Annotated in this window: 13 protein-coding genes; 10 read left to right on the top strand and 3 right to left on the bottom strand. The window is 70.7% G+C overall.

Translation table 11 applies throughout. The features are described 5' to 3' along the window. Nucleotides 1–189 precede the first annotated feature (189 nt). Complete coding sequence (locus tag ACFYO0_RS14205) at nt 190–1,707, top strand: 3-hydroxyacyl-CoA dehydrogenase (RefSeq protein ID WP_388674682.1); 1,518 nt, start codon at nt 190–192, stop codon at nt 1,705–1,707. Further along, nucleotides 1,704–2,294, top strand: coding sequence for a TetR/AcrR family transcriptional regulator (locus tag ACFYO0_RS14200; protein WP_388674680.1), 591 nt, complete (start codon nt 1,704–1,706; stop codon nt 2,292–2,294). Before ACFYO0_RS14205 ends, ACFYO0_RS14200 begins: the two co-directional genes overlap by 4 nt. A gap of 57 nt (nt 2,295–2,351) precedes the next feature. Here the strand turns inward: ACFYO0_RS14200 and ACFYO0_RS14195 are convergent, their stop codons facing one another. Next, on the bottom strand, nt 2,352–2,837 hold the full coding sequence (locus ACFYO0_RS14195; RefSeq protein ID WP_388675441.1) for an Lrp/AsnC family transcriptional regulator: 486 nt from the start codon (nt 2,835–2,837) through the stop codon (nt 2,352–2,354). Nucleotides 2,838–3,025: 188 nt separating this feature from the next. On the opposite strand from ACFYO0_RS14195, the gene pdhA reads away from it, so the two are divergent. From pdhA to ACFYO0_RS14160, 7 genes are read left to right on the top strand one after another with little or no spacing between them, the layout of a single operon-like run. Beyond that, complete coding sequence (gene pdhA / locus ACFYO0_RS14190; protein ID WP_388674678.1) at nt 3,026–4,177, top strand: pyruvate dehydrogenase (acetyl-transferring) E1 component subunit alpha; 1,152 nt, start codon at nt 3,026–3,028, stop codon at nt 4,175–4,177. Further along, complete coding sequence (locus ACFYO0_RS14185; protein WP_388674676.1) at nt 4,174–5,178, top strand: alpha-ketoacid dehydrogenase subunit beta; 1,005 nt, start codon at nt 4,174–4,176, stop codon at nt 5,176–5,178. Before pdhA ends, ACFYO0_RS14185 begins: the two co-directional genes overlap by 4 nt. Further along, entirely contained in the window at nt 5,178–6,710 is a 1,533-nt protein-coding gene (locus ACFYO0_RS14180) for a dihydrolipoamide acetyltransferase family protein (protein ID WP_388674674.1), read from the top strand. Before ACFYO0_RS14185 ends, ACFYO0_RS14180 begins: the two co-directional genes overlap by 1 nt. 25 nt (nt 6,711–6,735) lie before the next feature. Continuing rightward, nucleotides 6,736–7,656: an NTP transferase domain-containing protein gene (locus ACFYO0_RS14175; RefSeq protein WP_388674672.1), complete on the top strand. Its 921-nt coding sequence runs from the start codon at nt 6,736–6,738 to the stop codon at nt 7,654–7,656. Continuing rightward, nucleotides 7,653–8,936, top strand: coding sequence for a molybdopterin molybdotransferase MoeA (locus ACFYO0_RS14170; RefSeq protein ID WP_388674670.1), 1,284 nt, complete (start codon nt 7,653–7,655; stop codon nt 8,934–8,936). The genes ACFYO0_RS14175 and ACFYO0_RS14170 overlap by 4 nt, the downstream gene beginning before the upstream one ends. 39 nt (nt 8,937–8,975) lie before the next feature. Then, on the top strand, nt 8,976–10,127 hold the full coding sequence (locus ACFYO0_RS14165; RefSeq protein ID WP_388674668.1) for a potassium channel family protein: 1,152 nt from the start codon (nt 8,976–8,978) through the stop codon (nt 10,125–10,127). 9 nt (nt 10,128–10,136) lie between these two features. Further along, nucleotides 10,137–11,117, top strand: a complete 981-nt coding sequence (locus ACFYO0_RS14160; RefSeq protein ID WP_388674666.1) for an NAD(P)H-quinone oxidoreductase — start codon at nt 10,137–10,139, stop codon at nt 11,115–11,117. Nucleotides 11,118–11,146: 29 nt separating this feature from the next. Here the strand turns inward: ACFYO0_RS14160 and ACFYO0_RS14155 are convergent, their stop codons facing one another. Beyond that, complete coding sequence (locus ACFYO0_RS14155) at nt 11,147–11,599, bottom strand: hypothetical protein (protein WP_388674664.1); 453 nt, start codon at nt 11,597–11,599, stop codon at nt 11,147–11,149. A gap of 207 nt (nt 11,600–11,806) precedes the next feature. Between ACFYO0_RS14155 and ACFYO0_RS14150 the strand changes: the two genes are divergently transcribed. After that, nucleotides 11,807–12,346: a bacterial proteasome activator family protein gene (locus ACFYO0_RS14150; RefSeq protein ID WP_344394455.1), complete on the top strand. Its 540-nt coding sequence runs from the start codon at nt 11,807–11,809 to the stop codon at nt 12,344–12,346. Between the two features lie 147 nt (nt 12,347–12,493). On the opposite strand, the gene ACFYO0_RS14145 is transcribed toward ACFYO0_RS14150, so the two are convergent. Further along, nucleotides 12,494–14,131 (bottom strand): protein kinase, encoded by a 1,638-nt coding sequence (locus ACFYO0_RS14145; protein ID WP_388674662.1) that lies wholly within the window; start codon nt 14,129–14,131, stop codon nt 12,494–12,496. Nucleotides 14,132–14,234 lie beyond the last annotated feature (103 nt).

The following is a 14,234-nucleotide window of genomic DNA, read 5'->3' as shown; positions in this document are numbered from 1 at the left end:
CCTCGTCTCTAGAGCTCTTCGTTGAGCTCGCGACCTTGGCGGAAATATTGATAGGTGTGGCGCGAAGCGCCTCGTTCAGGGTGGTGGTGGGCGACGGGTGGGCAGTCAGAGTTAGAGTAACCGAACGATCGGTCGGGACAAGGGGGTCCGCCGAACCTGTGGAAAACCCCGTGCGGGAGGATCGCGAGCATGACAGCACTCGACCTCGCCGACCCGGTGGCCGTCGTCGGCACGGGCACCATGGGCCAGGGCATCGCCCAGGTCGCACTGGTCGCGGGCCACCCCGTGCGGCTGTACGACGCCGTCCCCGGCCGGGCTCAGGCCGCGGCCGAGGCCATCGGCGCCCGCCTCGACCGGCTGGTCGAGAAGGACCGTCTGACCGGCGCCGACCGGGACGCCGCGCGCACTCGCCTCAGCCCCGCCGAGAGCCCGGCCGAACTGGCCGACTCCCATCTCGTCGTCGAGGCCGTCCTGGAACGGCTCGACGTCAAGCAGCAACTGCTCCGGGAGCTCGAGGAGATCGTCACGCACGACTGCCTGCTCGCCACCAACACCTCCTCCCTGTCGGTGACCGCCATCGGCGCCGCCCTGCGAAACCCCGGTCGCTTCGTCGGCCTGCACTTCTTCAACCCCGCGCCGCTGTTGCCGCTCGTGGAGGTCGTCTCCGGTTTCGCGACGGACGTCACGTCGGCAACGCGCGCGTACGAGACGGCACGCGCCTGGGGTAAGACGCCGGTCGCCTGCGCCGACACCCCCGGCTTCATCGTCAACCGCATCGCGCGGCCCTTCTACGCCGAGGCCTTCGCGGTCTACGAGGCCCAGGCCGCCGACCCCGCCACGGTCGACGCCGTCCTGCGCGAATCCGGCGGTTTCAAGATGGGCGCCTTCGAGCTGACCGACCTCATCGGGCAGGACGTCAACGAGGCGGTCACCCGCTCCGTGTGGGAGGCCTTCTTCCAGGACGTGCGGTTCACGCCCTCGCTGGCCCAGCGGCGGCTCGTCGAGTCGGGCCGGCACGGACGCAAGACGGGACGCGGCTGGTACGCGTACGGGCACGACGCCGAGCGACCCGAACCGCACACCGCGGAGAAGGCCCAGCCGCCCGCGTACGTCGTCGTCGAGGGGGGCCTGGGCCCCGCGGCCGAACTGCTCCCGCTGATCCGCGAGGCGGGCATCCAGGTCCGCGAGGACGAGGAGGACAACGGCACCCGCCTGGTGCTGCCCAGCGGCGGGCAGCTGGCCCTCGCGGACGGACAGACCTCCGTCGAGTTCCGTGACGTCGTCTACTTCGACCTGGCGCTCGACTACCGGAAGGCGACCCGGATCGCCCTGTCCGCCTCGCAGGACACCCAGCCGGCGACCCTCGCCGAGGCCACCGGGCTCTTCCAGGCGCTCGGCAAGCACGTCAGCGTCATCGGGGACGTACCCGGGTCGATCGTCGCCCGCACCGTGGCCCGCATCATCGACCTGGCGCACGACGCGGTCACCAAGGGGGTGGCCACCGAGGAGGACATCGACACGGCGATGCGCCTGGGCGTCAACTACCCGCTGGGGCCCTTCGAATGGAGCCGCAAGCTCGGCAAGGGCTGGGCGTACGACGTCCTGGACGAGATGCATCTGCGCGACCCCTCCGGACGGTACGCGCCGTCCCTCGCGCTCTACCGCCACGCGTACGCCTCGGACAAGCGGGAGGGCACCACCTCATGACCACGGCCAAGCGCGACACGTACACGCCGGAGACGCTGCTCTCCGTCGCCGTGCGGGTCTTCAACGACCGCGGCTACGACGGCACGTCCATGGAGCACCTCTCCAAGGCGGCCGGCATCTCCAAGTCGTCGATATACCACCACGTCGCGGGCAAGGAGGAGCTGCTGCGTCGGGCCGTGAGCCGGGCGCTGGACGGCCTCTTCGGGATCCTCGACGAGGAGCACGCGTGCGTGGGGCGTGCCGTGCGGCGACTGGAGTACGTCACCCGGCGCATGGTCGAGGTGCTCACCGCCGAACTGCCGTACGTGACGCTCCTGCTGCGGGTGCGCGGCAACACCGGCACCGAGCGCTGGGCCCTGGAGCGGCGTCGGGAGTTCGACCACCGGGTGGCCGAGCTCATGAAGGAGGCGGCGGCCGACGGGGACGTCCGCGCGGACGTGGAGTTCGGGCTCGCCACCAGGCTGGTCTTCGGGATGATCAACTCGCTCGTCGAGTGGTACCGGCCCGACGGCCGGGGCGTGGGCGAGCGTGAAGTCGCCGACGCGGTCGTGCGGTTGGTCTTCGAGGGGCTGCGCAAGGAGGAGTGACAGCCGGGCCGCACGCCCCGAAGAACCGGGCCGCACGCCGCGAGTAGGGCACCGGGGTCAGCTCTCCGGCTCCACGTCCTCCTCCTCGAAGACCAGCAGGGTCCGGGTGCTGAGAACCTCCGGGATGGACTGGAGGCGGGTCAGCACCAGGTCGCGCAGATTCCTGTTGTCCGGCGTGTGCACCAGGAGCAGGACGTCGAAGTCCCCGCTGACCAGGGCGATATGGGCCACCTCGGGGAGCGCGCGCAGCTGTTCGCGCACCGTGCGCCAGGAGTTCTGCACGATCTTCAGGGTGATGTAGGCGGCGGCGCCCTTCCCTGCCCGCTCATGGTTGATGCGGGCGCCGAAGCCGAGAATGACGCCGTCCTCGATGAGCCGGTTGATGCGCGCGTACGCGTTGGCCCGGGACACATGCACGCGCTCGGCGACTGACCGTATGGACGCACGGCCGTCCGAGCGCAGCATCTGGAGGATGTCCTGATCGATGGCGTCCAGCGGACGCGGAGGAGTGTCGGCACGGCCGCCCTCCGGTCCCTCGGCCATTTGTTCAGGTGCCATGTCCCCCCGCCTCCATACCATGGACGTAATGCATCCATCCCAGGCTGTGGAGAACCGATTGTCCACAGCCTGGAGCTGCCTGTAGCCAAAATGTGCCGACGACCGAACAATCGGTAGGTGAGGCGCATCACATCCGGTGTGCCGCCGGACCACTCCCATGAGGAGGTGCCGTCATGACGGTCATGGAGCAGCGGGGTGCCTATCGGCCCACCCCGCCGCCTGCCTGGCAGCCCCGCACCGACCCCGCCCCCCTGTTGCCGGACGAGGTTCCGTACCGCGTCCTCGGCACGGACGCGGCGGCCGAGGCCGACCCGGGTCTGCTGCGTCGTCTGTACGGGGAGCTGGTGCGCGGTCGTCGCTACAACACGCAGGCCACCGCCCTCACCAAGCAGGGCCGGCTCGCGGTCTACCCCTCCTCCACCGGCCAGGAGGCCTGCCAGGTCGCCGCCGCGCTCGTCCTCGAAGAGCGCGACTGGCTCTTCCCCAGCTACCGCGACACGCTCGCCGCCGTCGCCCGCGGCCTCGACCCCGTCCAGGCCCTGGGCCTCCTGCGCGGCGACTGGCACAGCGGATACGACCCTCGCGAGCGCCGTATCGCGCCCCTGTGCACCCCCCTCGCGACCCAACTCCCGCATGCCGTGGGCCTCGCGCATGCCGCGCGTCTTCAGGGCGACGACGTGGTCGCGCTCGCCCTGGTCGGTGACGGCGGCACCAGTGAGGGCGACTTCCACGAGGCACTGAACTTCGCCGCCGTCTGGCAGGCCCCGGTCGTCTTCCTCGTCCAGAACAACGGTTTCGCGATCTCCGTTCCGCTCGCCAAGCAGACCGCCGCGCCCTCCCTCGCTCACAAGGCGGTCGGTTACGGCATGCCGGGCCGCCTGGTCGACGGCAACGACGCGGCCGCGGTGCACCAGGTCCTCGGCGAAGCCGTGGCCCACGCGCGCGCGGGAGGAGGGCCGACGCTCGTGGAGGCGGTGACGTACCGCATGGACGCCCACACGAACGCCGACGACGACAAGCGCTACCGCGGCGACGCAGAGATCGAGGCCTGGCGCGCACACGACCCGATCGCCCTCCTGGAGCACGCGCTGACCGAGCGCGGGCTCCTCGACGAGGCCGGCATCCAGGCCGCGCGCGAGGACGCCGAGGCGATGGCCGCGGATCTGCGCGAGCGCATGAACCAGGACCCGGCGCTCGACCCGATGGACCTGTTCGGGCACGTCTACGACCGGCCCACGACCCAACTCCTGGAGCAGGAGGCACAGTTGCGGGCCGAACTGGCCGCCGAGGAGCGGCATCACGAGTCGGAGGGAGCGCAGCGATGACCACGGTCGCCGTGAAACCGGCCACCATGGCGCAGGCCCTCGGCCGTGCCCTGCGCGACGCGATGGCCGCCGACCCGGCCGTCCATGTCATGGGCGAGGACGTCGGCACCCTCGGCGGTGTCTTCCGGGTCACCGACGGGCTCGCCGAGGAATTCGGCGAGGACCGCTGTACGGACACGCCGCTGGCCGAGGCGGGCATCCTGGGGACGGCCGTCGGCATGGCCATGTACGGGCTGCGGCCGGTCGTGGAGATGCAGTTCGACGCCTTCGCCTACCCCGCTTTCGAGCAGCTGATCTCGCATGTGTCGCGGATGCGCAACCGCACCCGCGGGGCGATGCCGCTGCCGATCACGATCCGCGTTCCCTACGGGGGAGGCATCGGCGGCGTCGAGCACCACAGCGACTCCTCCGAGGCGTACTACATGGCGACTCCGGGGCTCCATGTCGTCACGCCCGCGACGGTCGCCGACGCATACGGGCTGCTGCGCGCCGCCATCGCCTCCGACGACCCGGTCGTCTTCCTCGAACCCAAGCGCCTGTACTGGTCGAAGGACTCGTGGAACCCCGACGAGCCACCGGCCGTTGAACCGATAGGCCGCGCGGTGGTGCGGCGCTCGGGCCGGAGCGCCACGCTGATCACGTACGGGCCGTCCCTGCCCGTCTGCCTGGAGGCGGCCGAGGCGGCGCGGGCCGAGGGGTGGAACCTCGAAGTCGTCGATCTGCGCTCCTTGGTGCCGTTCGACGACGAGACGGTGACCGCGTCCGTACGGCGCACGGGGCGGGCCGTCGTGGTGCACGAGTCCGGGGGCTTCGGCGGACCGGGCGGGGAGATCGCCGCGCGGGTCACCGAGCGGTGCTTCCACTACCTGGAGGCGCCGGTGCTACGGGTGGCCGGTTTCGACATCCCGTACCCGCCGCCGATGCTGGAGCGGCATCATCTGCCCGGCGTCGACCGCATCCTGGACGCGGTCGCGCGGCTGCAGTGGGAGGCGGAGAACTGATGCCCCGGGTCCTCGAATTCAGGCTGCCCGACCTCGGCGAAGGGCTCACCGAGGCGGAGATCGTCCGTTGGCTCGTCCAGGTCGGCGACGTCGTCGCCGTCGACCAGCCGGTCGTCGAGGTCGAGACGGCCAAGGCGATGGTCGAGGTGCCCTGCCCGTACGGCGGCGTGGTCACGTCCCGCTTCGGCGAGGAGGGCACGGAACTGCCCGTCGGAGCACCGCTGTTGACGGTGGCGGTCGGAGCACCCGCCTCCGGTGACGCGGACGAGGGGTCCGGCAACGTACTCGTGGGGTACGGCACGGGAACGCCGCCCGCGCGACGCGGAAGGGTACGGCCGACCGGCCCGGGGTCTGCTGGGCGGAGGCCGCCGGGACGGCCCACGGAGGGGCCCGTCAGCGCGGACGTGGCGCCCGCCGCTCGCGCTGCGGACACGTCGGCCGCCGACCGGGGTACGGACAGCGGTGCCATGGGAACGGCGGCGCACGAGGCCGCCGCCCGCCGCCTCGCGCAGGACGTGGCCACCACCGAGGGCCGGCCGGGCGGCGGGGACGGACGCCGCGCCGATGGTCCGGTGCCGGTGATCTCCCCGCTCGTGCGGCGGCTGGCCCGGGAGTATGGCCTGGATCTGCGGGAGTTGGCGGGAACCGGACCCGACGGACTGATTCTGCGGGCAGACGTCGAGCACGCGGCGCGCGCCGCCGGTGCTCGCGGCCAGGCGATGGAGACCGGGGCTGTGTCGTACGCGCCGGCGGGGCCGGAGCCCTCAGCCGCCCCCCACGCGCGCGTGCATGCCGCGTCCGCCGGTGAGACCCCCGCGCGCGCGGCAAGCGCTCCGGCAGCCTCCGGTACCCGCATCCCCCTGCGAGGCATCCGCGGTGTCGTCGCCGACAAGCTGGCCCGCAGCCGCCGGGAGATCCCCGACGCGACCTGCTGGGTGGACGCCGACGCGACGGAACTCCTGCACGCGCGTGTGGCGATGAACGCAAGCGGCGGACCGAAGATCTCCCTCCTCGCGCTGCTCGCCCGTATCTGCACCGCCGCCCTCGCCCGCCATCCCGAGCTCAACTCCACGGTCGACATGGACGCCGGAGAGGTCGTACAGCTCGACGAGGTGCACCTCGGGTTCGCGGCGCAGACCGAGCGGGGGCTCGTCGTGCCGGTGGTGAAGGACGCGCACACGCGGGACGCCCAGTCGCTGAGCTTGGAGTTCGCTCGGCTCACCGAAGCGGCGCGGACCGGGACGCTCACCCCAGGGGAACTCACCGGCGGGACCTTCACGTTGAACAACTACGGCGTGTTCGGCGTCGACGGCTCCACGCCGATCATCAACCACCCCGAGGCGGCCATGCTCGGCGTCGGCCGGATCGCCCCCAAGCCCTGGGTGCACGAGGCCGAGCTGGCGGTGCGGCAGGTCGTACAGCTCTCGCTCACCTTCGACCACCGGGTGTGCGACGGCGGCACGGCGGGCGGATTCCTGCGGTATGTGGCGGACTGCGTGGAGCAGCCGGCGGTACTCCTGCGTTCCCTGTGATCGCCGTGGCACGCATACTCGTGGGGTGACCGCGTACCAGGCCCCCGGCGACTCCGGTGTCGATGTACACGACGCCGTCGTGCTCGCCGGAGGTGCCGCCCGGCGGCTCGGCGGCGCCGACAAGCCCGGTGTGCGCGTGGGCGGTCGCCCGCTGCTCGACCGGGTCCTGGCCGCGTGTTCCTCCGCCGCCACCACCGTGGTGGTGGCCGACCGCAGGGCCACCGCGCGCCCGGTGCTGTGGGCGCGCGAGGACCCGCCAGGCGCGGGTCCGCTGGCCGCGCTCGACGCGGGGCTCCGGCAGACCTCGGCGGCGTATGTCGTGGTGCTCTCCGCCGATCTGCCGTTCCTCGACGAGGAGACGGTACGACGGCTGCTGGCCGCCCTTCGGTCGACCGACAGCGAAGGCGTGCTGCTCACCGACCCCGATGGTCGCGACCAGCCGCTCGTGGCCGCGTACCGGAGTGCGGCGCTGCGCCGTGAGCTGGCGGCGCTCGGCGCCGAGCACGGGGGTCTGGCCGGGCTGCCGCTACGGCTGCTGACCGGTGCGCTCGACCTGACCCGTATCACCGACCCCGTCGCGTCCTTCGACTGCGACACCTGGGACGACATTGCTGCCGCCCGGGCACGTATCAGGGAGCATGGGCACGTGTTGGATGAATGGATTTCCGCAGTCAAGGAAGAGCTGGGCATCGACCTCGACGTCGACACCGGCATCCTGCTCGATCTCGCCCGCGACGCCGCACACAATGTGACCCGGCCCGCGGCTCCGCTGACGACGTTCCTCGTCGGATACGCGGCCGCCCAGGCCAAGGGAGGTCCCGAGGCAGTGGCCGAGGCCGCGCGCAAGGCGACAGCCCTCGCGCTGCGCTGGTCGGAGGAGGCCGAAGAGGCCTCGTCCGGCCCCGGTGCGGCCCCCGCCGCCGAGGCCCGCCCGGACGCCGGATGACCGCCCACGGGGAGTACGAGGACGTCGACCTCGACGTGGAGGAGGCCCTCGCCTTGGTGAAGGACAGCGATGCCCACCGGCCCGGCGAAGCCACCCCTTGGCCACAAGCACGCGCCACCGCCGCGCGAGCCCCCCGTACCCCCACCGCCCCCGTCTCCGTCCCGCTCGACGCCGCACTGGGCCTCGTCCTCGCCGCCTCCCTCACCGCCCTTACAGACCTCCCCTCGTTCGACACGTCCGCGATGGACGGCTGGGCGGTCGCCGGACCCGGCCCGTGGCACGTCCGGCCGGAAGGGGTGCTCGCCGGGCACGCCGAGCCGGCGCCGCTCACCGACGGCGAGGCGGTCCGGATCGCCACCGGCGCACGTATCCCGCAGGACGCCACCGCCGTCCTGCGCAGCGAGCACGGCCGCACCGACGACAAGGACCGGCTGCACGCGACCCGGGACGTCGTGCACGGCCAGGACATCCGGCCGCGCGGGCAGGAATGCCGCTCCGGTGACGCCCTCCTGCCTCCCGGGACGCACATCACCCCACCCGTCCTCGGGCTCGCAGCCGCCGCCGGATACGACACCGTCTCCGCCGTCCCGCGACCACGCGCCGAAGTCCTCGTCCTCGGCGACGAATTGCTCACCGAGGGCCTGCCCCACGAGGGCCTGATCCGCGACGCGCTCGGCCCGATGCTGCCGCCCTGGCTGCGCGCGCTCGGCGCGGACGTCATCGCGGTGCGCAGGCTCGGCGACGACGCCGAGGCCCTGCACAAGGCACTGCAGCACTCCGAAGCCGATCTCATCGTCACCACCGGCGGCACCGCCGCGGGCCCGGTCGACCATGTCCACCCCACCCTGCGCCGCATCGGAGCCCAGCTCCTGGTGAACGGCGTCAAGGTGCGCCCCGGGCACCCCATGCTGCTGGCCCGCATCAAGAGGAACCAGCACCTCGTCGGTCTCCCCGGCAACCCCCTCGCCGCCGTCTCCGGCCTGCTCACGCTCGCCGAACCCCTGCTGCGTACGCTCGCGGGACGTCCGGCCCCGGAGCCGTACACGCTGCCCCTCCAGGAGGCGGTGCACGGGCATCCGTACGACACCCGGCTGATCCCCGTCATGCTGCGCGAAGACCGGGCTGTGCCGCTGCACTACAACGGCCCGGCCATGCTGCGCGGCATCGCCGTGGCCGACGCGCTCGCGGTCGTCCCGCCCAGCGGTGGCCGCCCCGGCCAGGAGCTGGAGATCCTCGAGCTGCCGTGGGCGATGGCCGGGATGGAGGCAGGTCTCGCATGAACCAACTCGGGGTGACTCTCATATGAACCGGATCGGGGAGTGTTTCACGTGAAACTTCCGGGCCATGACGCGATCGCCCGCCAGGCCGACGAACGTCTCGTGACCCAGCGGGTGAGGCTTCCCCGCCGGACCGTGGAACACCCGTTTCGCCAGGTCGCCAAGCGCGTCGTCATGGCGCTGCTGATCCTGATCTCGACCGGCTTCCTCGTCTACTTCGACCGCGACGGCTACAACGACAGCTCGGACGGCGCGGTCGACCTGCTCGACGCCTTCTACTACGCGACGGTCACCCTCTCGACCACCGGGTACGGCGATATCACCCCGGTCAGCGACGCCGCCCGGCTCACCAATATTTTTGTGATCACGCCGCTGCGCGTGCTCTTCCTGATCATCCTGGTCGGCACCACTCTCGAGGTCCTCACCGAGCGCACCCGGGAGGAATGGCGACTGAACCGCTGGAGGACCGCTTTGAGGGAGCACACCGTTGTCATCGGCTTCGGGACGAAGGGGCGGTCGGCGATTCAGACCGTGTGTGCGACAGGGCTGAAAAAGGAGCAGGTCGTGGTGGTCGACCCCAGTACGAAGGTGGTCGACGCGGCGACGGCGGACGGGTACGCCGGTGTGGTCGGCGATGCCACGCGCAGCGACGTTTTGATCAGGGCCGAGGTGCAGAAGGCACGGCAGATCATCATCGCGACCCAGCGCGACGACACAGCCGTACTCGTGGCGCTGACGGCCCGGCAGCTCAATCGCGGGGCGAAGATCGTGGCTGCGGTCCGCGAGGAGGAGAACGCGCCGCTGCTGCGCCAGTCCGGTGCCGATGTCGTGATCACCAGTGCGAGCGCGGCCGGACGGCTCCTCGGGCTCTCGGTGCTCAGCCCCAGCGCGGGCATGGTCCTGGAGGACCTCATCCAGCAGGGCAGCGGGCTCGACATCGTTGAACGGCCCGTCGTGAAGGCCGAGGTGGGGCGTGGGCCACGGGACGTGGAGGACCTGGTGGTCAGTGTCGTACGAGGGCATCGCGTGCTCGGATACGACGATCCGGCTCTCGGGAAGCTCCAGTTGACAGACCGTCTGATCACCATCGTGCGGAAGACGCCGCATACGCAGGTCACGCCCGATACCAAGCGCCTGCCCGGGACCGAGCCATCGGCAAGAGGGGCTTTCGGTAGGCCGAAACCCCGGGAGTAGCCTCGCCGCATGCGTGCGATCACGATTCCTGAACCTGGTGGGCCCGAGGCGCTGGTGTGGGACGAGGTCCCGGATCCGGTGCCCGGAGAGGGCGAAGTGCTGGTCGAGGTAGTGGCCGGGGCGGTCAACCGCGCCGATCTCCTCCAGAGGCAGGGCTTCTACGATCCACCGCCCGGCACCTCCCCGTACCCCGGCCTCGAATGCTCCGGACGCATTGCCGAACTCGGCCCCGGCGTTTCGGGATGGGCCGTCGGCGACGAGGTGTGCGCGCTGCTCGCGGGCGGCGGATACGCCGAGAAGGTCGCCGTACCGGCCGGACAGTTGCTGCCCGTGCCCGAGGGCATCGAGCTTCAGCAGGCGGCCGCGCTGCCAGAGGTGACCTGTACGGTCTGGTCCAACGTCTTCATGATCGCCCACCTCCGGCCCGGCGAGACCCTCCTCGTGCACGGCGGTGCGAGCGGCATCGGCACCATGGCGATCCAGCTGGCCAAGTCCGTCGGTGCGAAAGTCGCCGTCACGGCGGGCAGCAAGGAGAAGCTGGCGTACTGCGCCGATCTGGGCGCGGACGTGCTGATCAACTACCGCGAGCAGGACTTCGTCGAGGAGATCAGGATCGCCACGGACGGGGCGGGCGCGGACGTCATCCTCGACATCATGGGCGCCAAGTACCTGGACCGGAACGTCAAGGCACTCGCCACCAACGGTCGCATCGCGGTCATCGGCCTGCAGGGCGGCGTCAAGGGCGAGCTGAACCTCGCCGCGCTTCTGGGCAAGCGGGCCGCCATCACCGCCACCTCGTTGCGTGCCCGGCCCATCGCCGAGAAGGCGGCGATCGTCGCGGCCGTTCGCGAGCACGTCTGGCCGCTGATCTCCGGCGGCCATGTGCGACCGGTCGTCGACCGTGAGCTGCCGATGAGCGAGGCAGCCGCCGCGCACCGCGTGCTGGAGGAGAGCGGGCACATCGGAAAGGTGCTGCTGACGCTCCCGTAAGGCCCTTCAGTGCGCTCCCGTACGGTGTCTCAGCCGCGCCGTACGCGCAGGCCGAGGAATGCGAGCCCCAGGCCGAGCCCGATGAGGACCAGGCCGCTGCCCAGGGGGAGGAGGCGTAGTACGGGCTGTGAGGAGGACGGCGGTGCGGCGTGCCGTGACGGCTCGGAGCTCACGTCGGAGCCGACGCCTGTCTCCGGGCCGACCGGGATATCCGGCACCTCGGGAACGCCGGGGTCGATCTCTGTGCGTATGGCGCCGGCATCCTCCTCCGGCGACGCCTGCCGTCCCGGCCTCTGACGCCCCACGCCCGCACTGCTGCCGGCGCGCGACTCGGTGGGGACGGGCTCGTCGGCATACGACTCGGTGTGCGGGGCGACGAACAAGGAGTTCGAGGCGGGCGACGCGTACGAAACAGGAGCGGGGACCGCCCCAAGGACCAGCAGCAGGCCGGCTGTACTCAGCGTGCGAAGCCACGGAGTCATGTCGATGACCCCCTCCCGGTGCTCGGGCGCCAAGACGCATCAAGCGTCACACGGGCCCCGCATTCCGGCATCTCGGTCACATTCGGTGACAAGCCTGGCGTTCACGGGACTGTCCGCCCGACGCGAACACCGATTCCGTACACGGTGGATCTCTTTTGTGAGGGGGCACCACGGTGATGAGGTGTACGGGTGCGAGAGAATGACGGCATGGAGATGCCGAGGAACGAAAGGTCGCCGGAGAACCCACAGATCCTGGTCGTGGGCCAGGATGGCATGGCTCTCGGCGGCGGAGGAGACGACGACTCCCGCGAGGTCCCGGTGACGGAGATGGTGGAGCAGCCTGCCAAGGTCATGCGCATCGGGAGCATGATCAAGCAACTGTTGGAGGAGGTGCGTGCGGCACCTCTGGACGAGGCGAGCCGGGTCCGCCTCAAGGAGATCCATGCCAGCTCGGTGAAGGAGCTGGAGGACGGTCTCGCTCCCGATCTCGTCGAGGAACTGGAGCGGCTCTCTCTGCCGTTCACGGACGACGGCGTCCCCTCCGACGCCGAGCTGCGTATCGCGCAGGCTCAGTTGGTGGGCTGGCTGGAGGGCCTCTTTCACGGAATCCAGACGACCCTGTTCGCCCAGCAGATGGCGGCTCGTGCCCAGCTGGAGCAGATGCGCCGCGCGCTGCCTCCGGGTGTCGGCGGCGAGGGCGACGAAGAGCCGCACCAGGGTGGCCGCTCGGGCGGGCCGTACCTGTAAGTGACGTACCTCTACGTGCCGTACTGGTGGATGCCGTACCAGTAAAGCCGTACGCGTAAAGCGGCAGCGCGCAGACGGCAGCAGACGAAAGGGGCCCGGCACGGATGCCGGGCCCCTTCGCTTGTCCGGAAGATCATGTCCGGAGAATCAGGCGGGATTGCCCGTCGAGACATCGAGCTGGATCTTGGGCATGTTGTTGGGGTCGACGTCCGTGTCGTCCGCGGGGAACTGATCCATGATCGTGCCGTCGCCGTAGGTGTTCTCGTCGACCGGCTTCTCTTCGTACTGCCAGCCCGCCTCCTGCAGGCACTTCTTCACCGAGTCGATGTTCTTGAAGGTGAAGTCGGGCAGTTTGATCTTGTTGGGGTCGTTGTACGACTCGTCCGGCTCCGTGCACTTCTCCGGCTCGATCGTCTTCGAGGGGTCCGGCGCCTTGTACCCGGCCTCCTGCTGCTTCGTCGCGGACGCGCTGGCGTCGTCGTCACCGCCAGGGTCGCCGCCCCCGCCCATGTTCAGCGCCAGGATCAGTCCGACGACTGCGGCGAGCGCGACGACGGCCGAGCCGATGATCACCGGCAGGTTGCTCTTGCGGCCACCGCCCGGGGAGGGGGCTGAGGGCTGCTGCGGGGAGATCGTGTAGGGCGGCGGGGTCGTCAGGCCCTGCTGCGGGGAGTACGCCGCGGTCTGCGGGGGCGTCGGGTAGCCGCCCTGCTGCGGATAGCCGTAGGCCGCGGACTGCGGCGTGGGAGAGGGGGTCGGTGGGCCGTACGGACCGGGTGTGTACGGCGTCTGGACGTTCCCCGCCGGGCTCGGGCCCGTCTGGCCGATCGGTGGGAAGACCGCGGAGCCGACACCGGCGCCGCTCGATGTCTGCACCCCCGGGACGATGCTCGGCGCGGCCGAGTGCAGCGACTGGGCCACGCGCTGGCACTCGTCGCGCATCGCCTCGGCGCTGGGGAAGCGCTCGTTCGGGTTCTTCTTCAGCGCGCGGGCGATCAGCGAGTCCACGGCCGGTGGCAGCGAGCGGTTGATCGAGGAGGGCGCGACGGGCTCCTCCTGCACATGTGCGTAAGCGATCGCGAGCGGCGAGTCCGCGTCGAACGGCAGCCGTCCGGTGACCAGCTGGAAGAGCATGATGCCGACGGAGTACAGGTCGGAGCGGGCGTCCACGCCGCGGCCCAGCGCCTGCTCCGGGGAGAGGTACTGCGGAGTGCCGACCACCATGCCGGTCTGGGTCATGGAGGTGACGCCGGACTGCATGGCGCGGGCGATGCCGAAGTCCATCACCTTGACGACGTTCCGCTTCGTCATCATGACGTTGCCCGGCTTGATGTCGCGGTGGACCAGGCCCATCTCGTGGCTGATCTCCAGTGCCGCCAGCACATCCGCGGTGATCTTCAGGGCCTTGTCGGAGGGCATCGCGCCGTACTGCGCGATGTCCGCCTCGAGGACGGAGCCGAGCGGCTTGCCCTCGATGTACTCCATGACGATGTACGGAGTGGTCGCGCCGTCAAGGTCGTCCTCGCCGGTGTCGAAGACCGAGACGATGTTCGTGTGGGTGAGTTTCGCCACTGCCTGGGCCTCGCGGCGGAAGCGCTCACGGAAGGCCTGTTCGCGTCCCAGCTCTGTGTGAAGTGTCTTGATCGCTACTTGTCGGTCGAGCACCGAGTCGTATGCGAGATGGACCGAGGCCATGCCGCCTTCGCCGAGCAGATCACGCAGTTGGTAGCGGCCGCCGGCGACCGCACGCCCCGCGTACCGGTCCTGTGCGCCGTCCTGGCTCATGTTCTGCGTCCCCCATCGGCGTGCGCCGTCGCGCGGGCGAAAGCTGCTGATGTGCTCCCGCGGTCGGTGATCCTTTGTCCATTCCCGGCCAAGTCTGCCCGAG

The organism is Streptomyces sp. NPDC006365 (genome assembly GCF_042870755.1).
GTDB lineage: Bacteria > Actinomycetota > Actinomycetes > Streptomycetales > Streptomycetaceae > Streptomyces > Streptomyces xiangluensis.
This window is presented reverse-complemented; position numbering and strand designations above follow the sequence as displayed.